We start from the raw sequence: 25895 nt of genomic DNA, 5'->3' as shown, positions 1-25895 counted from the left end.
GGATGACTGCCGATTCGACGCAGCCGATGCAGCCGCTGCCGAGCGTCCGGCGGCTGGCGCAGCGCGAGAACCTGCGCGACAGCGTCGCGAACGCGCTCCGGGCGGCGGTGATCTCCGGCGAGCTGAAGCCGGGGGAGGTGTACTCGGCGCCGACCCTCGGCGCCCGGTTCGGCGTCTCCGCGACCCCGGTCCGGGAGGCGATGCTCGACCTTGTCCGCGAGGGACTGGTCATCTCGCTGCGGAACAAGGGATTCCGGGTCACCGAGGTGTCCGACGACGACCTGGACAACGTGGCCGCCGTCCGCCAGCTGATCGAGCCGCCGACGGTCCGGGACGTCGTCCCGGTGATCCCGGCGGCGGACTACCCGCGGCTGCGCCGGCTCGCCGAGGACATCGTGGTGGCGGCCGAGGCCGGTGACCTGATCGCGTACATCGAGGCGGACCGGGTCTTCCACGTGACGCTGCTCGCGTACTCCGGGAACCAGAAGCTCGTCGACGTCGTGTCGGACCTGCGCTCACAGACCCGGCTGCTCGGGCTGACCCCGCTGGTCGAGAGCGGCCGGCTGGTGCCGTCCGCGACCGAACACCACGAACTGCTCGACCTCGTCGAGGCCGGCGACGGCGAAGGCGCCGAGCAGCTGATGCGGCGCCACATCGGCCACGTCCGCGGCCTGTGGGCCCGCTCTCAGAGCAGCTGACGCTGGAGTGAGTCCGCGACGAACGCCTCGAACTCCGCCGGGGTCCACCCGGACTCGCTGACCAGCTCCTGGTAGACACCGGGCGCGGCGAGCGCGCGGTAGATCGCCTGCGCCTGCTTCAGCGGCACCCGTAGTACGTCGCCCAGTGAGGCGATCATCGCGTCCATCACCTCGTTGCGTCCGGCAAGCTTCGAGCGGAGCAACGTCTTCGTCTCGGGGCTCTCGTCGGTCGCGGCCTCGAAGATCAGCACGACGTCGAAGCCGGCCGCGTACAGGTTCGTCAGCCAGCCGGCCGCACCGCGCAGCCGCTCGACCGGATCGGCGATCGCGAACACCTGCTGGGCCCGCTCCAGCGCGCCGGCCTCGGACAGCCACAGGTCGCAGATCAGCGACAGGATCTCCCGCTTGGTCCCGAACGCGGAATACACGGTCCGGGTCGCGACGCCCGCGTCCTTGGCGATCGCGTCGATGCTGGTGGCGCCGTACCCCTGCTCGCCGAACAGCCGGCGCGCCGCCTGCGCGATCCGGATCCGGGTCTCCTCCGCCTGCACCTGGCGGTAGGTCTTGACAGGATCGGCCATATCGGCACACTATCACTGTGTTCAGTGCAGTGATACTGCATCGAGTGCACGACTACTGAATTGGGGGAGTCATGGAAGGACCACTGGAGGTTCTGGAGCGGATCCTGCACGAGGGGTTCGCGACCGGGAACGAGGCGATCGTCGACGAGGTGTGCGCGCCGGATCTGATCGAGCACCAGTTCGGCCTGGCCGGGAGGGGTGAGCAGGCGCGGGCGCAGGTGAAGGCCGCGATCCGGCAGGTGCACGAGTTGATGCCGGACATCGTCTACACGCTGGAGGACTCGGTCGTCGTCGGCGACCTGGTCTGGGCGCGCGGCCGGGCCCGGGGTACGGCGACCGGTTCGTTCTTCGGGCCGCCGAGCAACGCGCCCGTCGAGATCACGCTGTTCGAGCAGGCGCGGGTGCAGGACGGCCGGATCGTCGAGCACTGGGGCAACCCCGACCGGTTCGCTCTGTTGGCGCAGACGGGCGCCCTGGCCCGTCTGGGTTAGGCCTGCTTGAGCGCCTGCTTCGCGGTGGCGGCGGCGTCGGCGCCGTACGCGCCGGCGAGCCGGTCGAGGAAGGTCGGGTGGTCCAGCGTGTATTCCTGGGTGCCGACCGTCTCCAGGACCGTGGTCGCGAGCGTGCAGCCGAGATGAGCGGCGGCCTCGTGGTCGAGACCGGCGGCCCGGCCAGTCAGGTAGCCGGCCCGGAACGCGTCGCCGCCGCCGGTCGGGTCCACGAGCTTCGGCGCCGGCACCGCGGGCACCTTCGCCAGGATCCCGGTGCGGTCCTCGATCACCACCCCGTCGCCGCCGTGCGTGGTGACCCGGACGCCAACCCGCTCGAGGATCTCGTCGTGGCTCCAGCCGGTCTTCTGCGCCATCAGACCGGACTCGTACTCGTTGCTGAACAGGTACGCCGCGCCGTCGATCAGGGTGCGGATCGCGTCACCCTCCATCCGGGCGAGCTGCTGCGACGGGTCGGCCGCGACCGCGATCCCGTGCTGCTTGGCCAGCTCGGTGTGCTTCAGCATCGCGTCCGGGTCGTCGGCGCCGATCAGCACCAGGTCGACACCGCCCGCGGCCCGGTGGATCGCGCCCAGGTCGAGCTCGCGCGCCTCGGCCATCGCGCCGGTGTAGAACGAGGCGATCTGGTTCGCGTCCAGGTCCGTCGTACAGGTGAACCGCGCGGTGTGTACGTTCTCGCAGACGCGGACATGCGACACGTCCACGCCGACGGCCGTCAGCGCGGCGCCGTACTCGGCGAAGTCGGCGCCGACCGAGCCGACCAGCAGCGACGGGTACCCGAGCTGGGCCATCCCGTAGCAGATGTTCGCGCCGACCCCGCCGCGGTGCACGACCAGCTCGTCGACCAGGAAGGACAGCGACACCTTGTGCATCTGTTCTTCGAGGAACTGGTCCTTGAACCGGCCCGGGAACGTCATCAGGATGTCGGTCGCGATCGATCCGGCGATGGCGATTCGCATGGGTGAAGCTCCCTCGGGTGGGGTGGGTGTCGGTGCAACGAGCAACCCATAGAGACTACAAGGCGACGACTTAATACACGGAGGGCGGATTTCCCATGGGCCATCAGGTGCCGGTGACCGAGGAACTGCACGACTACATGCTCGCCCACGGGATGCCGCTGGACGAGATCGCGACCGAGTTGCGGGCCGAGACCGAGCAGCTCGGCAGCCCGGCCGGCATGCTCACCACCGCCGACCAGGCCGGCCTGCTGACCACCCTGACCCGGCTGATCGGGGCGCGCCGGGCGGTCGAGATCGGTACCTTCACCGGGTTCTCGGCGCTGGCGATCTCCCGCGGTCTGCCCGCCGACGGCGAGCTGATCTGCCTGGACGTGAGCGAGGAGTGGACCTCGATCGGCCGGAAGTACTGGGAGCGGGCCGGCGTCGCGGACCGGATCGACCTGCGGATCGGCGACGCGCACGAGTCGGTGACCAAGCTCGACGGTACGTTCGACCTCGCGTTCGTCGACGCCGACAAGGACTGGTACATCAAGTACTACGAGACCGTGCTGCCGCTGATCCGGCCGAACGGATTGCTGCTGTTCGACAACACGCTGGCCGGCGGCCGGGTGATCGACGCGGACGGCCCGGCCGACCGCAAGGAGTTCAACGCGCATGTCGCCGGCGACGCGCGCGTCGACGTGATCATGCTCGGCATCGGCGACGGGCTGACTCTGGTCCGCAAGAAGTGAGCAAGAAACAGGCGCCCAGGCTGGCTGTCTCGGGACTTCAGCACAACTACGGCGACCGCCCGGTGATCGAGGGACTGAACTTCACTCTCGCCGCCGGGCAGGCGATCGCGCTGGTCGGGCCGAACGGCGCCGGCAAGACGACCGTGCTCAAGTGCATCGTCGGCGCGGCCGTCCCGGCGGCCGGGAAGATCCTGCTCGACGGTCAGCCGATCGACGAGCGCGCCGAGGCGGTCCGGCGGGACGTCGCCACGCTGCTCGACGACCTGGACTTCTTCCCGGACCTGACCGCGGCCGAGCACCTCGACCTGCTGGCCCGCGCCCACGGGAACGCGACACCGGAGGACCTGGTCGACACGATCCTCGACGACATCGGCCTGCTGTCGGCCGCCGATCAGCTGCCGGGGTCGCTGTCGTCCGGCCAGCGTCGCCGGCTCGCGCTGGCGACGGCGCTGGTCCGGCCGCGCAAGCTGATGGTGCTCGACGAACCCGAGGCACGGCTCGACACCGGCGGCGTGCAGTGGCTGTCGGACCGGCTGGTCGCGGAGAAGAACTCCGGTACGTCGATCCTGTTCGCGAGCCACGACCCCGGCCTGGTCGAGACCGTCGCGGACTCCGTCGTCACGCTCACTCCGCTGCCATGAGCGCAGCGGAGGGACCGGTGCAGTTCGACCCGGCAGACTTCGGCGCGATCCCGACGTCGCGGTCGCTCCGGCGATGGATGCGGAACACCCGGCGGCAGCACGCGGACCGGTCGTTCTGGGAGATCTTCGAGGACATCTACCTGGTCGTCTTCACGCTGCTGATGGCCGGCGCGACCGGTGGCAACGTCGTACGGCATCTGAACTCGAACGCGGCCGGCTGCTCGTCGCTGTCCTGTGCGCAAGCGATCTCGTGGTTCCCGTGGATCGTCGTACCGTTGCTACTGGCAACGACACTGCGAGTGTTGCTTGCCGTCGGCCCCGTTTCCGCCTCGCGCGCCACCGGCTTCTGGCTCCTCGCCACCCCGGTCAGCCGAGCATCCCTGCTCCGCCCGGCCTATCGCCTGGTGATCGCGTCGGTCGCGGTGATCGGCATGATCGTCGGCGCCCTGATCTGGGCGCTCATCGGCGCACCCGTCGTCGACGTCTTCGAAGCTGCCGTGCTGATCGGCGCCGCGCTGGTCTGCGCGGCCGTCGGGACGGTCTGGGCCCAGCAGACGGCGCGGCGTACGTGGTGGACGCTGCGGGTGGCCGACGTACTCCTGCTGCTGGCCGTCGTGCCGGCGGTGATTCTTGCGCTTCGTCCCACTCCTGGGCGGAGTGTGCAGACGGCCAACGTAGTGCTCACGTTCGCCCAGGTTCAGGAGATTGAAGGCAGCGGTGGCGAGTTTCTCCTGCTGTCCGCCGTAGCGGTGGTGGTGTGCCTCGCCTTGGCGCTCGTCATGTCGCGCACGCTCGACCGGCTGGGGCGGATCAGTGTGATTGCCGGCGGTGAGTTGCTCGCCGGGCTGGCGGGCGCGGCGAGCAGCTTGGACATCAGCATGCTCGGTGACGTGATCGCCGGCCGGCACTGGCGTCTCAAGGGGCGAGTGCGTTCGCATCGCGGGCGCGGCGCGAACGGTGCCGCGATCGTGCAGCGCGAGTTCCGGCGGATCCTGCGCTGGCCGCGGCGGCTCGCGGTCGCGTTCGGGCTGCTCGTCGTGCCGTACGCCGTGCACGGCGCCGGGTTCCGTGTGCTGGTACCGATTGCCGCTGCGATCGCCGGCTTCATCGCCGTACGACCGCTGCTCGACGGCCTCCGTACCGCGTGCCGCTCGACGGGATTGGTCCGCGCACTCGGCTGGGACCTGCGCGAGCTGCGCGTGGTGATGGCCGTCGTACCGGCGGGCGTCACGGTCGTCTGGGCGGCCTGCGCGTACCCCGCGATCGGCAGCGCGGCGTCGACGTTCGCCGTTGCCGCAGGCATCATCACGGGTACCGTGCGGCAGGCGTCCGCGCGCCCACCGTCGTACGCCGGACCGCTCGTCACGTCCCCGATGGGGGCGATCCCACCCGGCCTGTTCTCGCAGCCGGCCCGTGGCTTCGACCTGCTGATGATCTGTCTGGCTCCGGTGCTGCTCAACCTGAGCAGCCTGTGGGTGGTGCTGATCCCCTCTGTGGTGATCGCCGGAATGTTCGCCGTCCGCCCCAAGACCAACTGACGCGTCAACCGTGGTCGACGGTCTGGTCACGACCGAGGGCACGATCTACCCACTGCTGGCCAGACTGCGCCGCGAAGGACTGGTCGACACCAGCTGGCAGGAGTCCGAATCGGGCCCGCCGCGGCGCTACTACACCTCCACACCCGAGGGCACCCGAGCACTGGCCGCGTTCACCGCGGACTGGCACCGGTTCTGCACCTCGGTCGACAAGATCTTGCAGAGTGGGAGACGGGGATGAACATGGAGCTGGACAGCGATCGCCTGGTCGACGCGTACCTGAAAGAGCTGGCCACCGAGGCCGAGGGGCTGCCGGCCGGTCGGCGCGACGAACTGCTCGCCGACATGAAGGCGCATATCGACGAGGCGCGCGCCGGCGGTGCGACTTCCGAGGCGGAGATCCGCGAGGTGTTGCGGCGGCTCGGCCCGCCGAGCGAGATCGTTGCCGCCGCCACCGATGGACTGGTGCAGGTCGAGGTAGGTCCGCGCCTACGCCCGCAGGACTTCGCTGCGGTCGGGCTGCTGCTGTTCGGTCCGTACCTGCTGTCGTTCAGCTTGATCCTGGCGGTCGTCGCCTGGGGGAGCGGCCTCGGGCTGCTCTGGACGTCGAACCGTTGGACCACCCTGTGGAAGCTGATCGGCACGGCGAACTGGCCGCTCGCGTACGCCGTCGCGATTGCGCTGGACTGGTTCTTCCAGGCCCCGATCTGGCTCATCATGGCAGCCGACTCGGTGGTCTCGATCGGCCTGATCATCGCCCTCGCACTGAACGCCCGCCCCCCGCGTCAGCGCTCGTAGACCAGCCACTTCCGTTCGATCTCGGCCGGCAGATCGACGTCATGCTGATACGCGAACAGCAGCAGCTTGCACAGCACGTCCGCAAATTGGTGAAACGTCAGCTCTCGGCGGGCGGCTGCTGGGTGTCTGTTGGGGGTTCCGGGTCGGGTGGGGCGTCGGGGACGAGCGGCTGGTCGAGGCCGTGGTCCTCTGCGATCGCGGCGTGGGCGACGGAGGCCTCGATGCGGTTCAGTTGTTTGCGGATGGCGGTACCGGTGCCGGTGGGAGCGGCCCAGAACCGCTTCATGTACTCCTCGATCTCGGCCTGCATCATGGCCCTGAGCTGAGCTTGTGTGTACGGCAAATCGTCCTCCACGTGACCTGGGGTGAACTCGCCGCGGGCGATCGCGGCTCGGGCTGGATCGCCGGGGCAGTCGGTCGGCTCCGGGCGGACCGCGGAGTGCGGCCGGATCGCCGTACCGCGGGGGTAGAGCTTACGGAAGTCGGCGATCACCGCGCGGGTGGTCGCCTTCATCGCGCCGGACGGCTGCTCGCCGGTGACGAGGACGAGCAGGATCGCGCCGTACCGATCGTTCACGTCGGCGTCGCCGTTCGCGGCGGACTTGGTGCGCATCCCGCGCAGCGTCCACGCCCGGCCTGCCTGGTCGACCGCGACCTGGTACGCGATGTCCGACCAACCGCGAGTGTCCATGTGGTAGTCCTGCCAGCCACGCAGCGCCGACGCGACCGCCGCCTGCGTGTGGATGACCTTCGTCGATCCGGTCCCCGGCCAGTGGATGACCACGCCGTCGACGTGCGACGCGATCAAGCTCCCCGGCCCGGCGGTCGGCGGCCGCGCATGCCACGCGGACCGGGGCAGATAGTCGACCATCAGTGCTCCTCACATGCCTCACCACGCCACATACCCACCGCTGGCACTCGGTAACCAACCGATCACCCAGGGCATACAACGCCAAGCAACGCCCCATCCAATCAGCCCGAGGCGTGCGAACGCCCCAACAACCACAGCATGTCTTCGCGGAACTGGCCGTTTAGCGGAGCAGCGGGAGGAGTTGGTCGCCGATGCGGATGGTTTCGTCGCGGTAGGGGGTATCGGAGAGGATGAAGTGGGTGATGCCCAGGTCGCGGTAGCGGTGGAGGGACTTGGCGACGTCCTCGGGGGAGCCGACGAGCCAGGTGGTGCCGGCGCCGCCGCCGCCGTACTTGCCGGGTGCGGTGTAGAGGTTGTCGTCGAGGACCTCGCCGCGTTCGGCCAGGTCCAGCAGACGTTGCTGGCCGACCGCCTTGAACCAGCGGCCGTCTCGGGACCCTTGTTTTTCAGCCATCTCGGCGACCTTCGCCTCGGCGTCCGCCCACGCCTGGTCGGTGGTGTCGCGGACGAGCGTGGTGATCCGCAGGCCGAACTCCAGCGGCGGGTGTTCGCGCCCGAGCTCGTTCTCCAGTTCGCGCAGCTTCGCGATCCGGGCCGCGACGCCGTCGAGTGGTTCACCCCAGAAGAGTTGTACGTCGGCGTCGGTCGCGGCCACCCGTTGCGCCGCGTCCGACGCGCCACCGAAGTACAACGTGGGATGCGGGCGGCCCTCGCGTACGACGGGACGCGTGGCGACGGTGGACCCGCTGACGGAGAAGTACTCGCCCTGGTACGTCACGTCCTCCTCGGTCCACAATCGCCGTACCAGTTGGAGAAACTCCTTCGTACGGGCGTAGCGCTGCGGCTGATCGCCTTCGCTGTCGCCGTACGCGGCGAGGTTGTCCTGGCCGGAGACGATGTTGATCAGCAGCCGCCCGCCGGTGAGCTGGTCGAGCGTGCTCGCCGCCGACGCGAAGTGCGCGGGCTGCCAGTACCCGGGCCGGATCGCGGCCAGCGGCCGGAAGGTCGTGGTCCGCGCGGCCAGCGCGGTGGCCACCGTGAACGTGTCCGGCCGCCCCCACCCGGTGCCGATCAGCGCCCCGGACCACCCGTGCTTTTCGGTGAGCTGGGCAAGTTCGGTCAACCGCTCGATGCTGTTGTGTCCCTGGACGGCGTCGTCCCCACGATGACCGGGGTCGACCTGGTTCGGGATGTACCAGAGGAAAGTCATACCCAGCAGAGTAAGTCTATTGAATTACCACACTTTCGCTGTCTCGCCCCGTGGTCGCGATGCTCGATTTGCAGTGCTGCCGAGCCATTGACATCGTTGTCTCGCCCGACGACGATACTGCCTCGAAGCTCGGTGAAACGTTTCCAAGCTCGAGGAGCCCGCCCATGCCCGTCCGTCGTCCTACTCTCCGCCTGCTCGTCGCCGGGGTGGTGACGCTCGCCCTCGGGCTGGTGTCGCCGCCGGCCGGTGCGAGCCCTGGTCAGGCTGCGTCCGGCCCGACCGCCGTCGCCCGTGCCCGGGTCGCCGCCGACCAGTTGATGAGCTCGTACGAGCCGAACAAAGCCTGGTTCCCCTCGAGCTGGTGGAACTCGGCTGTCGCCTTGCAGACCATCGGCGACTACATGCAGCGCACCGGCGACCGCCGCTACCTGCCGCAGCTGGACAACACGTTCGAGAAGGACAAGGGCGCGTTCCCGGCCGGCTACCTGTCCGGCGACGAGCTGCTCGGCAACTTCACCAGCCGCGCGATCGACGACTCCGAGTGGTGGGGTCTCACCTGGGTCCAGGCGTACGACCTGACCAAGAACCCCAAGTACCTCGACATGGCGGTGAAGATCGCGGAGTACGTCGAGGGCTACTGGGATCCGAGCACGTGTGGTGGCGGCGTCTGGTGGAACGGCGAACGCACGTACAAGAACGCCGTCACCAACGGCCTCTGGATCCGCCTCACCGCCGAGCTGCACAACCGGATGCCGCACGACACGCGCTGGCTCGGCCGCGCGCAGGAGGGCTGGAACTGGTTCACCAAAAGCGGCATGATCAACTCGGCCGGCCTGGTGAACGACGGTCTGAAGGACAACTGCGAGAGCAACGGCGATACGGTCTGGTCCTACAACCAAGGCCTCGCGATCGGCGCGGGCCTCGAGCTCTGGCGGGCGACCCACAAGCCTGCCTTGCTGACGACGGTACGGCGCCTCGCCGACGCAGCCATCGCCCCGGGGGGTCTCGTCACCGACGGCGTGCTCACGGAGTACTGCGATGCGCCGGGCCGGACGTGTGACGACAACGGCAAGCAGTTCAAGGGCATCTTCATGCGGTACTGGATGGACCTCGCGGACACCACGCACGACAGCCGCTACACCGCCTTCGTCGCCCAGCAGGCCGCGACGGTCTGGAACAACGACCGCGACGCATCCGACCGGTTGGGGGAGCGGTGGTCCGGCGAGACCCCGAACGTCTTCGACTGGCGTACACAGGCCAGCGCCCTCAGCGCCCTGCTGGCGGCCGTACCCGCGACACCGCCGGTCCGATCGCTGTCCGCGACAACCGATCCGGCCCTGCCCGTGGTGATGCCGGCAACCGGTAGCGCGACGCACGTGAAGATCAAGGTCGGCGTTCAGGCCACCGGTTCCGTCGGCGACCGCACCACCGCGGTCGTCCAGGCGGCCGGCCCGTCGGGTTGGACGGTCACTCCGGCCCGTTCCACGGTGACGCTCACGACCCGCGGCAACGCCGTACCGGTCGACACGTCCGTCGACCTCGACGTCACGATCCCGGCCGGCACGGCGGACGGTCTGCACTCGGTGACCGCCACGGTGACGTCCGGGCCACAGCTGTCGTACACGACGCGTGCGGACATTCTCCTTGCCCACAAGGCCGACTTCGACACCGGTACGGCGGCCGAGACCCCGTGGCTGTACGACGCCGACGGGTCGCAGAGCAACGGCGTGCAGAACCGGTTCGCGGACGGGAACTCGTACTTCGTCTACCGGTTCCCGTTCCCGTCCGACGCATCGTCGGCATCGGTGGCGTTGACGATCGACAACGAGTTCGTCGTCCAGCTCAGCGGCGACGGTCAGAACTGGACGACCGTCGCCACCGAGACGAACCAGTACCACGACGGCCAGAACAAGGCCACCCGCACCTTCGACCTCACGCCGTACCTGGGCAACGGATCAGGTAAAGCCGGCTACGTCCGGATCTCCGACTCGTTCCCGAACGACGGCTGGGGCGGCCGGGTCTACCACGTCACCGCGACGTACAACTGAGCCCGTCGATCAGCAGTGCGAGCAGGCGTTCGGTCTGCTCGCGCTGCTGCGTCGAGTCGGCCGGATCGGCGGCGAACACCGCGCCGGCCATCGCCGCGACGACGTCACCGGCCGGTACGTCGGAGCGGAAAACGCCGGCCCCGATGCCTTTCGCGAGGAACGGCTCGACCGCCGCGGTGAGGCGGGCGCGCGTGTCAGTCTGGGTGATGGCGCCCGAGGCAACCATCGTCCGCAGGTCGGAGCCCATGGCCCGCTTGGAGTCGACGAAGTCGAGGTAGCGGTACATCCAGGTGAGTAGTGCCTCGTCAGGCGGTGCTCCGGCGGCCAGGCCGGGCGCCGCCTCGCAGAGCCGGGTGAGCTCCTGGTGGTAGACGGCTTCGAGGAGTGCCTCGCGGGTCGGGAAGTGCCGGTACAGCGTGGCGACTCCGACCCGCGCCCGAGCCGCCACCTTGTCCAGCGACAGCCGGGCCGTCTCGCCTTTGCGCGCGGCCACGGCGAGATCGGCGAGCTCGTCACCGGCCGCCGCAACCACTTGCTCGCGTTTACGAGCCGCGTCCGCACGCATAAGTGGAGAAACCTCCAGTTAGTGCTATCGTCGAGAAATCGGAGAATTCTCCGTTTCCGTCGACTCTACCTGAGGACCTCAGCAGATGACATCTCAACGCCCTGGGGGCACTGTCAAGCTCGGTCAGCACGAGATCGCCCGGATCGGGTACGGCGCGATGCAGCTCGAGCATGTGGATACGGCCGCGGCGTCCGCCGTACTGCACCGCGCCGTCGAGCTCGGCGTCAACCACCTCGACACCGCATCGTTCTACGGCTACACGACCGTGAACCAGCACATCCGGGCCGCGCTGCGTCCGTACCCGGAGGACCTGGTGATCGTCAGCAAGGTCGGCGCCCGCCGCGTCGACGCACAGTTGACGCTCGCCCAGCGGCCGCACGAACTGCGGGAGCAGGTCCACCTCGACCTCAGGTCGCTCGGCCTCGATCAGGTGCCGGTGGTCAACCTCCGCCGGGCGGACCAGGGCCCGGGCCTGATCGCCGAGGGCGACCAGGTCGTCCCGCTCGACGACCAACTCGCCGAACTGATTGCCCTCCGCAACGAAGGCCTGATCGGCGCGATCGGCCTCAGCAACGTCAGCACCACCCAGCTGAACCAGGCCCTCCCGGCCGGAATCGTCTGCGTCCAGAACGCCTACAACCTGCTCGACCGCTCGTCCGAGGGGCAGCTGGAAATCTGCGCCGCGAACGACATCGCCTACGTTCCGTACTTCCCACTCGGCTCGGCCTTCGACCGCATCCCGTCCCCGACCGAGCATCCCGCCGTACGCCGGATCGCCGACCGCGAGCGCACCACACCGGCGGCAATCTCCCTCGCGTGGATCCTTGCCCACGACAACCACACGGCGCTGATCCCCGGCACCCGCGGCATCGCGCACCTGGAGGAGAACCTCCGGGCGGCCGAGGTCGAGCTCGACGAGGCGATGCTCGCCGAGCTCGACCAACTGGGCGTCAGTGCCTGAGCGCGATGCTCTGGGTGTAGGCGTCCTGGTTGGGCGTGTTCACGCCGGGGTTGCCGCGGAAATCGGTCCAGCTCGGGTGGATGCGGAGGTCCGCGCCGATCGCGACGGCGGAGTAGTCGCCGATGAAGACGCCCTGGACCTCGGTGCCGTCCGGGTTGACCGACAGGAACTGGACCTGCGGGTTCTCCGAGACGGTGGTGATCCGTTGGGTCGCCGCCCGGCTCAGCGACCGGGTGCCGGAGGCGGACCAGTACGCGTAGTCGAGGTTGATCCCGTTCGGGTCGTAGTGCCTGGTGTACGACGTGATCGCGACCTTGCCGTCGCGCGCCGCAACCGCGCTGAAGAACTCGTCCTGCGGCGTGCCGATCACCAGCGGCCGGGACCAGGTCTTGCCGTTGCCCGAGGACGAGACCACGTTGTCGCCGTTCGTCCGTACCGATGCGCCGGTCGCCGGGTCGTACAGGCCGTTGCGGTCGTCCGACCAGACCACGGTCAGCTTCCCGTTGAGCCGGTCGTACGCCAGTTGCGGGTAGCTGTTTAGCCGGAAGTTCTCCCCGGTCAGCGTGGCTGGGAAGTCGTAGTTCGTGTCGACGATCGCGTGCCGGAAGGTCCGTCCGTGATCGGTCGACGTGGCAACGACCGTGGCGTCCCGGTCACCCGCACTGTCACACGCCGCGGTCGCGCAGACCGACGCCTCGTAGGCGACGTACAGCTGCCCGTCGTTGCCGACCTGCGGGTTCGAGCCCTGGTCGAACGGCGTGATGCCGCCCGAGAAGCCGTCCAGCGACGGCGGGATCCGTACCGGTGCGGCGAAGTGCGTGCCGAAGTCCACGCTCGCCGAGACCATGATCGGCGACTCGACGTAGTTGTCCTTGCTGTCGTAGGTGAACCGGGTCCAGCTCACGTACACCCGGCCGCTGGACGGATCGGCGGCCATCCACGGCTTGTCGTTGAAGATGTGTGTGACCGTCGGCGTCCCGTCAGGGTTGACGCCGTCCATCGCGACCACGCGCGGGGGACCCCAGTGCAGTCCGCCGTCGTGAGACGTGTTGACGACGATCGCGCTCGCCTCCTGACCGCCGAGCGGAGTCGACCGGCTGAACAGCAGACTCGCGAAGTACACCGTGTTGCCCGGCCCGAACGCGACCACCGGGTCACCGGATCCGTCGAACCAGTGGAACGCGCCGGTCCCGCCGGAGGTGATGGTCAGCCCGGGGATCATGATGTTGCTCCAGGTTCGCCCGCCGTTGAACGACGTGTAGGCGAAACTCGAGCTGTCGTTGCGGTTCTCCCGCGCGTTGAACAGCCGGTAGTCGTTGGCGCCACCGACGATGTTGTACGGGTTGCGCGTGTTGACCGCGATCGTGGTCTCGTTCTGCGCCGCGCTGCAGCCGGCCTGCGAGCCGACCGGTACCACGGTGTCACCGACGATCTGGTCGACGTTCGGCGCCGTCGCCGGATACGGGTTCGGCTGCCCGAGGAACGACTGGCAGAGTGCCGACTGGGCCGGGTCGTCCGGGTCCGGTTCCTCCTCCTCCGCCAAGGTCTGTTTGAGCAACGGGTTGTGAACGGCAACGGCGCTCGGCGCCGCCGTCGCGGGCGTGGCTACCAGTGCGAGCGATCCGAGCAGACCCAGTACTCCGAGAATCGCGGACCGGCGCATGTATGACGGCCTCACTGTGTTCCCCCTTCCGAGCCCCCGAGCGATGTCATGCGCATTCTGCGCCTGTGTTCCGGCCCGGTCCAGACCATGAAAAAGCCCCACCCGAATCAATCGGGTGGGGCTTTTCTCAGCTAGGACTCAGCTACGACTCAGACGTCGTAGTAAAGCTCGAACTCGTGCGGGTGCGGGCGGAGCTGGATCGGGGCGATCTCGGTCTCGCGCTTGAGGTCGATCCAGGTCTCGATCAGGTCGGACGTGAACACGTCGCCCTCGAGCAGGAAGCTGTGGTCGGCCTCGAGCGAGTCGATCACGGCCGGCAGCGAGGTCGGCACCTGGGCGATGCCCGCGTGCTCCTCCGGCGGCAGCTCGTACAGGTCCTTGTCGACCGGGTCGGCCGGCTCGATCTTGTTGCGGATACCGTCCAGGCCGGCCAGCAGCTGGGCCGAGAAGGCCAGGTACGGGTTCGCCGACGGGTCCGGGCAGCGGAACTCGATGCGCTTGGCCTTCGGGTTCGAGCCGGTGATCGGGATCCGGATGCAGGCCGAGCGGTTCCGGGACGAGTACACCAGGTTGACCGGCGCCTCGAAGCCCGGCACCAGCCGGTGGTACGAGTTCACCGTCGGGTTGGTGAAGGCCAGCAGCGACGGGGCGTGCTTGAGCAGACCGCCGATGTACCAGCGGGCCACGTCGGACAGGCCGCCGTACCCGGACTCGTCGTAGAACAGCGGGTCGCCGTTGCTCCACAGCGACTGGTGGCAGTGCATCCCGGAGCCGTTGTCGCCGAAGATCGGCTTCGGCATGAAGGTCGCGGTCTTGCCGGCCTTCCACGCGGTGTTCTTGACGATGTACTTGAACTTCATCACGTCGTCGGCGGCCTTGAGCAGCTCGTCGAAGCGGAAGTTGATCTCGGCCTGACCGGCGGTGCCGACCTCGTGGTGGGCGCGCTCGACGATCAGCCCGGACCGCTCCAGCGCCAGCGTGATGTCGTCGCGCAGCTCACCGAAGTGGTCGGTCGGCGCGACCGGGAAGTAGCCGCCCTTGTAGCGGACCTTGTAGCCGCGGTTGCCGCCGTCCTCGACCCGGCCGGTGTTCCAGGCGCCGGCGATCGAGTCGATCGAGTAGTGCGCACCGTTCGACTTGGTCTCGAACCGGACGTCGTCGAAGACGTAGAACTCGGCCTCCGGCGCGAAGAACGCGGTGTCCGCGATGCCGGTCGACTTCAGGTACTCCTGGGCCTTCCGGGCGATGTTGCGCGGGTCCCGCGAGTAGGCCTCGCCGGTCAGCGGGTCGTGTACGAAGAAGTTCACGACCAGCGTCTTGGCGGTGCGGAACTCGTCGATGAACGCGCTGGTCGGGTCCGGCAGCAGCTTCATGTCCGATTCGTGGATCTGCTGGAACCCGCGCACCGACGAACCGTCGAAGGCCAGGCCCTCCTCGAAGACCTCGGGACCGAACGACGACACCGGGACGGTGAAGTGCTGCATGATGCCGGGAAGGTCACAGAACCGGATGTCGACGATCTCGACGCCCTCGTCCTTGACGTAGGCGAGCAGCTCCTCCGCGCTGGAAAACATACGTACTCCTAGGGTGGCTCAGAGATTCATCTGAACGTAGGGCCACCCGGTTTCTCCGTCGTGACCCTGATGTTTCGCGGATGTTACGCCCAGCGTGTCCGCGCTGACCCACTGGTGTACGGCGGTTACGCCCTGAGATATCGCGCCCCGTTCGGGGGCGTCTCGGCGCGTGTCCGTAGGCTAGACATCATGGCATCATCCGCGGAGCCCGCAACCGGACCCTCCGAAGAATTCCGTTACCCGGGCAATCGGCTTGGCCTGCCGGAGGACGGTCCGGGGTCGGTCGGGACCTGGGGCCGGCGGGTGTTGGCGCTGGTGATCGACTGGCTGATCGCGGGCCTGATCGCGTCCGCGCTGACCGGGCGGCCGATGTGGGCGGGCGGGAACAATCACAGCCTGCTGCACACCGCGGCGTTCTTCGCGATGTCCGCGATCCTGGCCGGCCTGCTCGGCAGCACGATCGGCCACCGGCTGTGTGGGCTTCGCGTCGCCCCGGTCCGCGACCGCAAGACGTACGACGGACCGCCCGGGCTGCTGGCCGGCATCATCCGCTCGGTGCTGATCCTGCTCGTGATCCCCGCGGTGGTGTTCGACCGCGAACGCCGCGGCCTGCACGACCTGGCCGCGAAGACGATCGTCGTACGCCGCTAACGCCGGGTCAGCATCAACTGCACGTCGTCAAGGTACCCGGTGCGGAAGCCGGCCTCGGAGTACGCGAGGTAGAACTCCCACATCCGCCGGAACGTGTCGTCGAAGCCGAGCGCGGCGATCGCCGGCCAGCGCTCGATGAACCGGTTCCGCCAGATCCGCAGCGTCCGCGCGTAGTCCGGTCCCAGGTGCCGGATCACCTCGGCGCGCAGGCCGGTGTGCTGCGAGGTGATGTCCTCGATCACCTTGATCGACGGGATCAGGCCGCCCGGGAAGATGTACTTCTGCACCCAGGTGAAGGTGTTGCGGGTGGCAAGCATCCGCTCGTGCGGCATCACGATCGCCTGCACCACGCCGATCCCGCCGGGCGCGAGCCGCCGCTCGATCGCGTCGAAGTACACCGGCCAGTACTTCTCGCCGACCGCCTCGATCATCTCCACGCTGAGCACCGCGTCGAACTCGCCGATCTGGTCGCGGTAGTCCCGCAGCGCGACCTGCACCCGGTCGCCGACGCCGGCCTCGGCGATCCGGCGTTGCGCGAGCAGCGCCTGCTGCGAGGCGATCGTGATCGCGGTCACCCAGGCGCCGCGCTGGGCGGCCCGGATCGCCAGACTGGCCCACCCGCAGCCGATGTCGAGCACCCGCGACCCGGACCGCACCCCGGCCGCGTCGAGGATCGAGTCGAGTTTGCGCAACTGAGCCGCGGTGAGTTCGTCGTACGACGCGGACGCCAGATCGAGGCTCGTGTCAGCGCCGAAGTACGCCGCCGAATAGGTCAGCGTCGGATCCAGGAACTCCGAGAACATCGCGTTGCTGAGGTCGTAGTGCCGGCTGACGTTCTCCCGGGCGCCGGCCCGGTCGTTCTCCTGCTCGCCCGGTTGCGACTTGGTCACCAGCCAGCGCAGCGACTGGGCCCACTTCGGCAGCAGATGCCGGGTCTCCTCGTTGCTGAACCGTTCCGCGAACGGGACCAGCAGGTCGGCCAGGTCGGTGCCGGGCTCCGGGTCCCAGTCGCCGGCCAGGTACGCCTCGCCGAAGCCGGAGCCGGCGTCCTGCCCGAGCCGGTCAAGGAACGCCGACGTTCGATGCACCCGCATTGCCGGCCCGCCCAATCCGTAGGAGCGGTTGCTGTCGAGGTGGATGGTGGCGGGCAGGTCCTTGGCGATCAGCCGGATCGCGGTCGCGGCGCCGTACCGGCGTACCGGATTGGAACGCGGACGGGCCAGCGAAGGCCACGTCTCGGTCACCGGCTGATGGACCGCCGGCATCAGGTCCGTCATGTCGTCTGTTCCCCTGTAATCCCGTCCTGGTCGCACTCTAAGGGCAACCAGCCTCCCCACGGCGCATGTGAACAGTTCAACTGCCGAACATGCCTCTTGGTTACAGTTTGATCACCGGCCGCGCATGGCCTGGCGGGCGCCCTTCAGGCTCGTCGGGACCGGACCCTTGGGCATCGGCACCTGTGGGCGGACCGCGTCCAGCGCCTTCAGCCGCTGCAGCAGGTCGGTGATCTCGGACGGCTGCAGGACGGCCGGCAGCTTCATCACGTGCTTGGTCAGCTTGCGGATGTCGACCTCGCCCTCGCCCTGACCGGCGATGATCTGCGTCACCGGCGCGCCACCGGCGACCCGGTTGTGCTTCTTCGCCTCGGCGGCGAGCAGGTTCTTCACCCGGCTCGGCTGGCCCTCGCCGACCAGGACGATGCCCGGCCGGCCGACCACGCGGTGCACGATGTCGGAGTTCTTGGTGACCGCGACCGCGGGGGCGACGGTCCAGCCGCGGCGGAGCGTCTGCAGCGCGGACGCGGCCGCACCGGCCTGGCCCTCGATCTGGCTGTAGGCCGCCTTCTCGACCTTGCGGCCGAAGATGATCGTGGTGACCAGGAACGCGATCGCCACGCCCAGCGGCAGCCAGACCAGCAGCGGCCCGACCAGCAGTGCGAGCACGACGAACACCGCGACGATGCCGAGGAAGATCCCGGCCAGTACCAGCCCGACCTTCGGGTCGGACTTCTTGGTCATCTGATAGGCCTGCAGGATCTGCTTCAGCCTGCCGGTCTTCTCCGCGGGGGCGTCGTTCTTGGCCATCTCTACCCTGTCCTGTTATGCCTGCGTAGCGTTCATACGTGACTCGACCGCCTGACGGTACAGCCGACCGGCGCGGTAGGAGGACCGTACCAGCGGACCGGACATCACCCCGGCGAAGCCGATCTCCTGCGCCTCCGCGTCCAGCTCGACGAACTCCTCGGGCTTGACCCAGCGCTCGACCGGGTGGTGCCGCACGGACGGACGCAGGTACTGCGTGATCGTGATGATCTCGCAGCCGGCCGCGTGCAGGTCCTTGAGCGCCTGGCTGACCTCGTCGCGGGTCTCGCCCATGCCGAGGATCAGGTTGGACTTGGTGACCAGGCCGTAGTCGCGGGCCTGGGTGATCACGTCCAGGGACCGTTCGTAGCGGAAGCCCGGCCGGATCCGGCGGAAGATCCGCGGCACGGTCTCGACGTTGTGCGCGAACACCTCGGGCCGCGACGAGAACACCTCGGCGAGCTGTTCGGGTACGGCGTTGAAGTCGGGCGCGAGCATCTCGACGCCGGTGCCCGGGTTCAGCTCGTGGATCTGGCGGATCGTCTCGGCGTACAGCCAGGCGCCGCCGTCGTCCAGGTCGTCGCGGGCGACGCCGGTGACGGTCGCGTACCGCAGACCCATGCTGCGGACCGACTCGGCGACGCGGCGGGGCTCGTCGCGGTCGAGGGCCTCGGGCTTGCCGGTGTCGATCTGGCAGAAGTCGCAGCGCCGCGTGCACTGATCGCCACCGATCAGGAAGGTGGCCTCGCGGTCCTCCCAGCACTCGAAGATGTTCGGACAGCCGGCTTCCTGGCAGACCGTGTGCAGTCCTTCGGACTTCACCAGCTTCTGCAGCGCCTGGTACTCCGGGCCCATCTTCGCGCGGGTCTTGATCCACTCGGGTTTACGCTCGATCGGGGTCTCCGCGTTGCGCACCTCGAGCCTGAGCAGCTTCCGTCCTTCTGGGGCGATGGTCACGACTCCAAGGGTACGCGCCACGGTTCAGCGGTGTTTCACCCGTACGCTGATGAGAATGTGGACACGTCCGGCGCCGACCGCCCGTGAGCAGCGGTACGACGTACTGCTCGGACTCGGGATGGCGGCGGCCGGTGTGTTCGGGACCGAGCTCGCCCGCGGCGGGTCGCCGCAGCACGTCAGCCTGGGGATCGGCGGCGTCGAGCCGTACGTACTGAGCGCCGCCGTGGCGTTGCCGCTGTGCTTCCGGCGCCGGTGGCCGATTCCGGTGCTGCTGGCGGTCGCGGTGCTGTTCGTGGTGAACGGCGAGCGTGCGCTGTTCTCGTACCAGGGCAACCTGGTCACCCAGGCGACCATGTTCATGGCGGTCTACGCGGCGGTCGCCTGGGCCCGCGACCGGCGGCTGATGAAGGTCGCGGTGGCGGTCGTGTTTCTCGCGATGTTCGGCTGGCTCGGCCTGAACTTCGTCCAGGCGCTGCGGAACAACGCGCTCGAAGGACCGAACGATGCGCTGTTCTCGCCGTACGTATCGAGTGTGGTGCTGGCGGTCGCGCTGAACGTTCTCTACTTCTTCGGGGCGTACTTCTGGGGCCGGACCGCCTGGGGAACCGCTCGGCAGCGGTCCGAACTGGAACAGCAGGCGACCGAACTCGCCGCGCAACAGCAGGCGAACGCCCGGCGCGCAGTGATCGACGAGCGGCTGCGGATCTCCCGGGAACTTCACGACGTGGTCGCACACCACATCAGCAGTATCGGCATCCAGGCCGGGGGAGCGCGCCGGGTGATGGACACCGATCCGGACGCCGCGAAGAACGCGCTGAACGTGATCGAGGACTCGAGCCGGAGCGCGGTGAACGAGATGCGCCAACTGCTCGGCATGCTCCGCGCCGCCGACCCGGACCTCGACGTCGGTACGCCGGACCCGAAGGAGCCGCAGGCCGGCGCCGACCGGTTGCCCGCGCTGATCGCGGAGGCGAACGGACTCGGGCTGGAGGTTGGGTTCCACCAGATCGGCTCGCCGGCCGAACTGCCGAAGACCGTGTCGGTGTCGGTGTACCGGATCGCGCAGGAGGCGCTGTCCAACGTTCGTAAACATTCGACGGCCCGCAGCGCTCACCTCACGCTGCGTTATCTCGGTGACGCGGTGGAGCTGGAGGTGCTCGACGACGGCCGTCCGAAGCACGCGCCGGTCGGCAGCCGGCTCGGTCACGTCGGGATCCGCGAACGGGTCGCCCTGCTCGGCGGTGAGAGCGAGATCGGCCCCCGCCCCGTGGGAGGATTCCGGGTCCGCGTCCGAATCCCGCTGATTGGAGTACCAGTTGACTGACAAGCTGCGGGTGTTGCTCGTCGACGATCAGGACCTGGTGCGGGCGGGGTTCCGGATGATCCTGTCGGTCGAGCCGGAGATCGAGGTGGTCGGTGAGGCGGCCGACGGCGAGAAGGCGATCGAGCTGGCGCTCGCGTTGCGGCCCGACGTCGTACTGATGGACGTCCAGATGCCCGGCGTGGACGGGATCACCGCGACTCAGCGGATCGTCGCCGAGGACGCCGGGAAGGTCGTGATCCTGACCACGTTCGACCGCGACGACTACCTGTTCGAGTCGCTCGGCGCCGGGGCGAGCGGGTTCCTGCTGAAGAACACCGCGCCGGAGGACCTGGTCGAGGCGATCCAGATCGTGCACTCCGGCCACGCGTTGCTCGCGCCCGAGGTCACGCGCCGCGTGATCAAGCGCTTCGCCGGTGGCGGCGAACGCGTCTACCGGCCGGACCTGCTGGCCGAGCTGACCGACCGCGAGCGCGAGGTGCTCAGCCTGATCGCCCGCGGCCTGACCAACACCGAGATCGCCTCTCAGCTGTACGTCGGCGAGGCGACCGTGAAGACCCACGTCTCCCGGGTCCTGCTCAAACTCGGCCTCCGCGACCGCGTCCAGGCGGTCGTGTTCGCGTACGAATGCGGCCTCGTGACCCCCGGAGACGACACCTCCAGCTGATCCGTCCTGCGGATGACCCCGGCAGTCACCCTCACGGCCGACGTACGCCGAGACGCCCTCTGGCTAGCTTGGGGAGGGTCGGGCGACGGGCGTCCGGCGGAGCTGATGGGAACGGTGACACACATGCTCAGGGTGAGTGGGCTCACCCGGCGGTTCGGTGATCATCTGGCGCTGGACGACGTGACCTTCGACGTCGTACCGGGACGGATGACCGGATTCGTCGGGGCCAACGGGGCCGGGAAGACGACGACGATGCGGATCATCCTCGGCGTACTGGCCGCGACCGCCGGCGAGGTGCGCTGGCAGGGCGGGCCGTTGACGCAGGAGGTCCGCCGTGACTTCGGCTACATGCCCGAGGAGCGTGGGCTGTACCCGAAGATGAAGATCCGCGACCAGTTGGTGTTCTTCGGCCGGCTGCACGGGCTCGACCCGGAGCGAGCCTTGGAGCGGACCGACAAGCTGCTCGAGCGGCTCGGCCTGGCCGAGCGCGCCACCGACGTACTCGAGACGCTCTCGCTGGGCAACCAGCAACGGGTGCAGATCGCGGCCGCGCTGGTCCACCAACCGATCGCGCTGGTGCTCGACGAGCCGTTCAGCGGCCTCGACCCGCTGGCCGTGGACGCGATGGTCGACCTGCTCCGCGAGGAGGTGACGCCAGAAGTGCCGGTGCTGTTCTCCAGCCATCAGCTCGATCTGGTGGAGCGCCTGTGCGACGACCTCGTCGTACTGTCCCGCGGCAAGGTGGTCGCGGCCGGTTCCGTTGCGGAGCTCTCGGCCGGCGCGGCGTCGACGTACCGCCTGGTGATCGACGGCGACGCGGGCTGGTTGCGTGACCTCCGCGGGATCCAGGTGCGGGACGTGGCCGGCGGTACGGCGCTGTTCGACGTACTGGATGCCGCGATGGAGCAGAAGATCCTGCAGGAGGCGATCAGCCGCGGGCCGGTGCTGGAGTTCGGGCCGGAGCGGGTGGCGTTGAGCGATGTCTTCCGGGAGGCGACCCGATGAACGCATTGGACAGGCCGTGGGTGCTGATCGCGGAGCGCGAGGTCACCACGAAACTGCGGGACAAGACCTTCGTCGGCTCGACCGTGGTGATGCTGCTGATCGTGATCGCCGCGACGATCCTGCCGGCGGTCCTGGCGGGTAACAGCGGCCCTTCGAAGATCGGCGTGGTCGACGAGTCGGGGGCGAAGGTGGTGCAGCAGGCATCGACCACAGCCGGCGGCAAGGGGTACGAGGTCGTACGACTGGCCGATCGGTCCGCTGCCACCAAAGCCGTCACCGATGGCGACGTGAAGGCCGCGCTGCTGCCCGGCGACGACGGGTACGTCGTCCTGGGCAAGGACCACGTCGACAGCGGCATCGAGAGCGCGCTGCGGGAGGCCGTGGCGTCTGTTGGTACGGCGGCGAATGCGGCGAAGGCTGGACTCACCCCCGCGGAGTTGCACGTCGGCACGAAGGTCCAGGTCGACCTGCTGAAGCCCGGTCCGTTGCCGGATGTGGTGTCGCAGTTCGTGAACGTCGGGCTGGCGCTGGTGTTCTACATGACCGCGCTCGGGTTCGGCATGATGATCGCGCAGAGCGTCGTCCAGGAGAAGGAGAGCCGGGTCGTCGAGATCCTGGCGGCCGCGGTACCGATCCGGTCGCTGCTGTGGGGCAAGGTGCTCGGCAACACCGCGCTCGCGCTCGGGCAGATCGTGATCATCGCGGGAGCGTCGCTGATCGGGCTGCTCGCGACCGATCAGGCCGCGATCCTCGAGGTGGTGGCGCCGGTCGCGGGCTGGTTCGTGGTGTTCTTCGTACTCGGGTTCGTGGCGCTGGCCGGGCTGTGGGCGGTCGCCGGATCGCTGGCCACGCGGCAGGAGGACCTCGGATCGACCACGCTGCCGGGGCAGATGATCCTGATGATCCCGTTCTTCTTCTCGGTGTTCGCGGGGTCGTCGGCCAAGACGGTGGCGTCGTTCGTCCCGATCGCCTCCTCGATGTCGATGCCGGGGCGGATGCTCACCGAGGACGTACCGGTCTGGCAGCCGCTCGTCGCGATCGCGCTGTTGCTCGCGGCCACGGTACTGATCGTGCGGATGGGGGCGCGGCTGTACGAGCGCACGCTGCTGCAGACGGGCCGCCGGTTGGGTTACCGCGAGGCGTTGGCGTTGGAGCGGGGCTGATTAATCGTCGCGGCCGGGTCTCGCGTTACAGGTGCGGGCTCGGCTGTGACGAAACCGCAATGTAGGTCGCCTGTGAGCTGTGCGTGCACCTCGACTACGGTCTCGACGCATGAACGTGGAGCTGCGCCATCTGCGAGTTGTCGTCCTGGTGGCGGAAGCGGGGTCCGTCGGACGGGCCGCCCGCTGGCTCAAGGTCAGCCAGCCGAGCCTGACGGCGCAGCTGAAGCGGATCGAGGCCGCGTTCGGCGGAGAGCTGTTCGAGCGCTCGCGAACCGGCGTCACCCCGACCCCGCTGGGCCGGTACGCCGTCGACCGCGCGCGGGCGATCCTGGTCGACGTCGACCACCTCGCGGCGACCGTGTCCGCGATGACCGCGGTTGAGTCGTCGGCGGTCCGGCTCGGTGGATTCCCGACCGCGCCGACGTCGGGGATCGCGTCCCGGTTGCGGGACCACGGGGAGATCGAGCAGGTCAGCGTCGAGGTCGAGTGGTCCTCGAGTGTGTTGCTGCAGCAGCTCGAGAGCGGACGGCTGGATTTCGCGTTGTTGCGCGAGTTCCCCGGGTTCGAGCTGCGGTTGCCGGCCGGTGTCGAGTCGACCACCGTGGTCGAGTCGGAGTCGGCGTACGTCGCCTTGTCCGCCGATCATCCGGTGGCGGCGCGGACCCGCGGCGAGATCGAGTTGGCCGCGCTGCGCGACGAGGAGTGGATCGGAGAACCGCCGGACGACAGCGGCTTCCACGTCCTGTTCCGTGCAGCGTGTGAGGCGGCGGGCTTCCAGCCCCGGGTCGAGCATCATTCGGTTGATACGTCAGTACTGATGGGGTTCGTCACCAGCGGCCAGGGCGTGGCGCTCATCTCACCCACGTCGTACCGAATGCTCTCCCCGGAAGTAACCACGCGCACCCTCGCCGGGAACCCGATCCACCGCAAGCTGGTACTGGCCTGGAGCACGGAGTCCCCCCGAGCACAGCTGTCCCGCGAGGTCCTGGCAATAGCAACCACCGCCTACAACGAGGCCCTCACAGAACACGCCCGCCGAGGAGAACACCAACAACACATGCACGTCGCCTAAATCGCCCCCAGCCCAACGTTGCCTAGCCCGACGTCCCCCGGACCGGCCTCTCGTAGACCGGTTGCTGAGCCCGATGTTCCGAACCGCCGTTCCGAGCCGCCGTTACGAGGCCGGCGTTACGAGCCGCCGTTCCGAGGCCAGCGTTACGAGCCCGCCGTTCCGAGCGCGACGTTCTGGGGCCAGCGTTCCGAGCCCGACGTTCCGGGGCCAGCGTTCCCTAGGCTGGTTTGACGGCCGGGTTCTCGAAGGCGAGGAAGAACTCACCGGTGTCTTCCGGGTTCTCCATCCGCTCCCGATACTGAGACCCCACCTGCTCCTTCGGCGAAACCTTCGGGCTCTCCTCGACCTTCGTTGCCTCAGCCTTCGAATCGGCCGACCTGGCTTCAGCTGCCTTGGCCTCCACCGGCTTCGCCTCGACTGGCTTGGTCTCCCCGGCCGCAGACTCCCCAGCCGCAGACTCGTCGACCGCGGGCTGCTCCGCCGCAGCCTCCTGCTTCACAACAGGAGCGGCCGACTCTCCCACCACGGGAGCGGGTGCTGCGACAGACTCCTGCTTGGCCGCCGGAACCGTCGGCTCGTCCGCGACCGGACCGGGTGCTGCGACAGGCTCCTGCTTGGCCGCCGGAACCGTCGGCTCGTCCGCCACAGGGGCAGGTGCCCCGACAACCTCTTGCTTGGCCACCGGAACGGTCGCCTCGTCCGCCACCGGAGCAGGTGCCCCGACAGCCTCCTGCTCCCCGGGGACCGCAGACGCCTCAGCTGTCGGCTCGGACCCGGCGACTGACTGCTGCTTGCTCACGGCAGCGCTCGTCTCTTGCGCCTCGGGCTCCTGCTTGCCAACCGACGCCGCAGGCGCTTCCGTCACAGGAGCAGGAGCCGTGGGCTCGTCCGCGACCGGCTCAGCCTGCTTCTCGGCGACGGGTGCCGCGGCGACGGTCTCGTCGGACTTGTTGCTGTCGGCATCCGGTGCCGGGAACGGGCGGGTCTGCTCGAACTCCTCGTCCCCACCGACCGGGAACTGCCGCGTCTGCTCGTCCGCCTGGTTCCGCGGCCGCACCGGCTCCGGCTCGTCGAACAGGTCGTCGTACGAGCTGTGCCCCTGATAAGCAGCAGGCGCCTGATAGGTGCCCGCAGCAACCGGGTACACGGCCGCGACGTCCGCCTCCTGCTGCGCCTGCGCCGCCTCCTGCTCCCGCTGCAGCCGCTCGGCCTCGGCGCGTTCACGCCGCCGCCGTTGCACCGCGCGGACGATCAGCTGGACGGCGTACACCAGCGAGATCACGCCGAGGATCGGCACGACGCCGTTCAGCGTGTACTGCTTCGTCCCGTCGATCATCCCGTTGGTGACGCCGGGGACGTCGTTCAGGAAGTTCGTGGTCCGGTTCGGGATCCACAGCCAGCAGTAGACCAAGGTGCCGAAGGCCACGAACGCCCCGAGCGCACCCGCGCCGGAGAAGTACGACACGACGGCCCAGAACACGAGCGCGCCGATCCCGAAGGCGAGCGCCATCCCTTTGGCATTCAGCTCGATACCACCCGGCGCCGCGAGGACTCCGAACACGGCCGGTCCGGCCAGAGCAACGGCTACGCCGAGCAAGAACCCAAGAAATTTGGACACACCCCCAAGGTAGCGA

General features: G+C 68.7%; 26 protein-coding genes. 15 read left to right on the top strand and 11 right to left on the bottom strand.

Annotated features, from left to right (window positions below):
- Positions 1 to 2: 2 nt before the first annotated feature.
- Positions 3 to 698, top strand: coding sequence for a GntR family transcriptional regulator (locus FB475_RS35840; protein WP_141862840.1), 696 nt, complete (start codon positions 3 to 5; stop codon positions 696 to 698).
- On the opposite strand, the gene FB475_RS35835 is transcribed toward FB475_RS35840, so the two are convergent.
- Positions 686 to 1279: a TetR/AcrR family transcriptional regulator gene (locus FB475_RS35835; protein WP_141862838.1), complete on the bottom strand. Its 594-nt coding sequence runs from the start codon at positions 1277 to 1279 to the stop codon at positions 686 to 688. The two genes, FB475_RS35840 and FB475_RS35835, sit on opposite strands and share 13 nt — an antisense overlap.
- Before the next feature lie 71 nt (positions 1280 to 1350).
- On the opposite strand from FB475_RS35835, the gene FB475_RS35830 reads away from it, so the two are divergent.
- Entirely contained in the window at positions 1351 to 1770 is a 420-nt protein-coding gene (locus tag FB475_RS35830) for an ester cyclase (RefSeq protein ID WP_141862836.1), read from the top strand.
- Here FB475_RS35830 and FB475_RS35825 read toward each other — a convergent pair.
- The gene (locus FB475_RS35825) at positions 1767 to 2747 is read right to left on the bottom strand and encodes a carbohydrate kinase family protein (RefSeq protein ID WP_141862834.1); all 981 of its coding nucleotides are present in this window, start codon (positions 2745 to 2747) and stop codon (positions 1767 to 1769) included. The genes FB475_RS35830 and FB475_RS35825 overlap by 4 nt on opposite strands.
- 95 nt (positions 2748 to 2842) lie before the next feature.
- Here FB475_RS35825 and FB475_RS35820 point away from each other — a divergent pair, with 95 nt between their 5' ends.
- Genes FB475_RS35820 through FB475_RS35800 form a run of 5 tightly spaced genes read left to right on the top strand, consistent with a single transcriptional unit; the run spans position 2843 to position 6452 of the window.
- Entirely contained in the window at positions 2843 to 3478 is a 636-nt protein-coding gene (locus FB475_RS35820) for an O-methyltransferase (RefSeq protein WP_141862832.1), read from the top strand.
- Positions 3475 to 4119: an ABC transporter ATP-binding protein gene (locus FB475_RS35815; protein WP_185759586.1), complete on the top strand. Its 645-nt coding sequence runs from the start codon at positions 3475 to 3477 to the stop codon at positions 4117 to 4119. Before FB475_RS35820 ends, FB475_RS35815 begins: the two co-directional genes overlap by 4 nt.
- Positions 4116 to 5657 carry a DUF6297 family protein gene (locus FB475_RS35810; protein ID WP_141862829.1) on the top strand — a complete coding sequence of 514 codons (1542 nt, stop codon included), beginning with the start codon at positions 4116 to 4118 and terminating at the stop codon, positions 5655 to 5657. Before FB475_RS35815 ends, FB475_RS35810 begins: the two co-directional genes overlap by 4 nt.
- A gap of 10 nt (positions 5658 to 5667) precedes the next feature.
- Positions 5668 to 5895 (top strand): PadR family transcriptional regulator, encoded by a 228-nt coding sequence (locus tag FB475_RS35805; protein WP_141862827.1) that lies wholly within the window; start codon positions 5668 to 5670, stop codon positions 5893 to 5895.
- A complete protein-coding gene (locus FB475_RS35800) occupies positions 5892 to 6452 on the top strand; it encodes an HAAS signaling domain-containing protein (protein ID WP_141862825.1) in 561 nt (186 codons plus the stop codon). Before FB475_RS35805 ends, FB475_RS35800 begins: the two co-directional genes overlap by 4 nt.
- A gap of 97 nt (positions 6453 to 6549) precedes the next feature.
- Here the strand turns inward: FB475_RS35800 and FB475_RS35795 are convergent, their stop codons facing one another.
- Entirely contained in the window at positions 6550 to 7323 is a 774-nt protein-coding gene (locus FB475_RS35795) for a peptidoglycan recognition protein family protein (RefSeq protein WP_141862823.1), read from the bottom strand.
- 160 nt (positions 7324 to 7483) lie between these two features.
- Positions 7484 to 8533 carry an LLM class flavin-dependent oxidoreductase gene (locus FB475_RS35790; RefSeq protein WP_141862821.1) on the bottom strand — a complete coding sequence of 350 codons (1050 nt, stop codon included), beginning with the start codon at positions 8531 to 8533 and terminating at the stop codon, positions 7484 to 7486.
- A gap of 164 nt (positions 8534 to 8697) precedes the next feature.
- Here FB475_RS35790 and FB475_RS35785 point away from each other — a divergent pair, with 164 nt between their 5' ends.
- Positions 8698 to 10581 carry a glycoside hydrolase family 76 protein gene (locus tag FB475_RS35785; RefSeq protein ID WP_141862820.1) on the top strand — a complete coding sequence of 628 codons (1884 nt, stop codon included), beginning with the start codon at positions 8698 to 8700 and terminating at the stop codon, positions 10579 to 10581.
- Here the strand turns inward: FB475_RS35785 and FB475_RS35780 are convergent.
- Complete coding sequence (locus FB475_RS35780) at positions 10562 to 11146, bottom strand: TetR/AcrR family transcriptional regulator (protein ID WP_141862818.1); 585 nt, start codon at positions 11144 to 11146, stop codon at positions 10562 to 10564. The two genes, FB475_RS35785 and FB475_RS35780, sit on opposite strands and share 20 nt — an antisense overlap.
- 85 nt (positions 11147 to 11231) lie before the next feature.
- Here FB475_RS35780 and FB475_RS35775 point away from each other — a divergent pair, with 85 nt between their 5' ends.
- Positions 11232 to 12107, top strand: coding sequence for an aldo/keto reductase (locus tag FB475_RS35775; protein WP_141862816.1), 876 nt, complete (start codon positions 11232 to 11234; stop codon positions 12105 to 12107).
- Here the strand turns inward: FB475_RS35775 and FB475_RS35770 are convergent.
- Positions 12097 to 13785, bottom strand: a complete 1689-nt coding sequence (locus FB475_RS35770; protein ID WP_202878697.1) for a sialidase family protein — start codon at positions 13783 to 13785, stop codon at positions 12097 to 12099. The genes FB475_RS35775 and FB475_RS35770 overlap by 11 nt on opposite strands.
- A 134-nt stretch (positions 13786 to 13919) precedes the next feature.
- Positions 13920 to 15344 (bottom strand): type I glutamate--ammonia ligase, encoded by a 1425-nt coding sequence (gene glnA / locus FB475_RS35765; protein ID WP_141862814.1) that lies wholly within the window; start codon positions 15342 to 15344, stop codon positions 13920 to 13922.
- A 189-nt stretch (positions 15345 to 15533) separates the two neighbouring features.
- On the opposite strand from glnA, the gene FB475_RS35760 reads away from it, so the two are divergent.
- Positions 15534 to 15995 (top strand): RDD family protein, encoded by a 462-nt coding sequence (locus FB475_RS35760; RefSeq protein ID WP_141862812.1) that lies wholly within the window; start codon positions 15534 to 15536, stop codon positions 15993 to 15995.
- Here FB475_RS35760 and FB475_RS35755 read toward each other — a convergent pair.
- The 3 genes from FB475_RS35755 to lipA form a co-directional block, all read right to left on the bottom strand.
- A complete protein-coding gene (locus FB475_RS35755) occupies positions 15992 to 17272 on the bottom strand; it encodes an SAM-dependent methyltransferase (RefSeq protein ID WP_141862810.1) in 1281 nt (426 codons plus the stop codon). The genes FB475_RS35760 and FB475_RS35755 overlap by 4 nt on opposite strands.
- A gap of 111 nt (positions 17273 to 17383) precedes the next feature.
- Positions 17384 to 18079 (bottom strand): DUF4191 domain-containing protein, encoded by a 696-nt coding sequence (locus tag FB475_RS35750; protein WP_141862808.1) that lies wholly within the window; start codon positions 18077 to 18079, stop codon positions 17384 to 17386.
- Between the two features lie 15 nt (positions 18080 to 18094).
- Positions 18095 to 19033, bottom strand: a complete 939-nt coding sequence (lipA, locus tag FB475_RS35745; protein ID WP_185759585.1) for a lipoyl synthase — start codon at positions 19031 to 19033, stop codon at positions 18095 to 18097.
- Between the two features lie 55 nt (positions 19034 to 19088).
- Here lipA and FB475_RS35740 point away from each other — a divergent pair, with 55 nt between their 5' ends.
- The 5 genes from FB475_RS35740 (at position 19089) to FB475_RS35720 (ending at position 24261) form a co-directional block, all read left to right on the top strand.
- Positions 19089 to 20357 (top strand): sensor histidine kinase, encoded by a 1269-nt coding sequence (locus FB475_RS35740; protein ID WP_238332648.1) that lies wholly within the window; start codon positions 19089 to 19091, stop codon positions 20355 to 20357.
- Positions 20350 to 21021, top strand: coding sequence for a response regulator (locus FB475_RS35735; protein ID WP_141862802.1), 672 nt, complete (start codon positions 20350 to 20352; stop codon positions 21019 to 21021). The genes FB475_RS35740 and FB475_RS35735 overlap by 8 nt, the downstream gene beginning before the upstream one ends.
- 123 nt (positions 21022 to 21144) lie before the next feature.
- On the top strand, positions 21145 to 22026 hold the full coding sequence (locus FB475_RS35730; protein ID WP_202878696.1) for an ABC transporter ATP-binding protein: 882 nt from the start codon (positions 21145 to 21147) through the stop codon (positions 22024 to 22026).
- Positions 22023 to 23189 carry an ABC transporter permease gene (locus FB475_RS35725; protein ID WP_141862800.1) on the top strand — a complete coding sequence of 389 codons (1167 nt, stop codon included), beginning with the start codon at positions 22023 to 22025 and terminating at the stop codon, positions 23187 to 23189. The genes FB475_RS35730 and FB475_RS35725 overlap by 4 nt, the downstream gene beginning before the upstream one ends.
- A 109-nt stretch (positions 23190 to 23298) precedes the next feature.
- Positions 23299 to 24261, top strand: a complete 963-nt coding sequence (locus FB475_RS35720; RefSeq protein WP_141862798.1) for a LysR family transcriptional regulator — start codon at positions 23299 to 23301, stop codon at positions 24259 to 24261.
- A gap of 217 nt (positions 24262 to 24478) precedes the next feature.
- On the opposite strand, the gene FB475_RS35715 is transcribed toward FB475_RS35720, so the two are convergent.
- Positions 24479 to 25879 (bottom strand): MFS transporter, encoded by a 1401-nt coding sequence (locus FB475_RS35715; RefSeq protein WP_141862796.1) that lies wholly within the window; start codon positions 25877 to 25879, stop codon positions 24479 to 24481.
- Between the last annotated feature and the right edge of the window lie 16 nt (positions 25880 to 25895).

The organism is Kribbella jejuensis (assembly GCF_006715085.1).
GTDB lineage: Bacteria > Actinomycetota > Actinomycetes > Propionibacteriales > Kribbellaceae > Kribbella > Kribbella jejuensis.
This window is presented reverse-complemented; position numbering and strand designations above follow the sequence as displayed.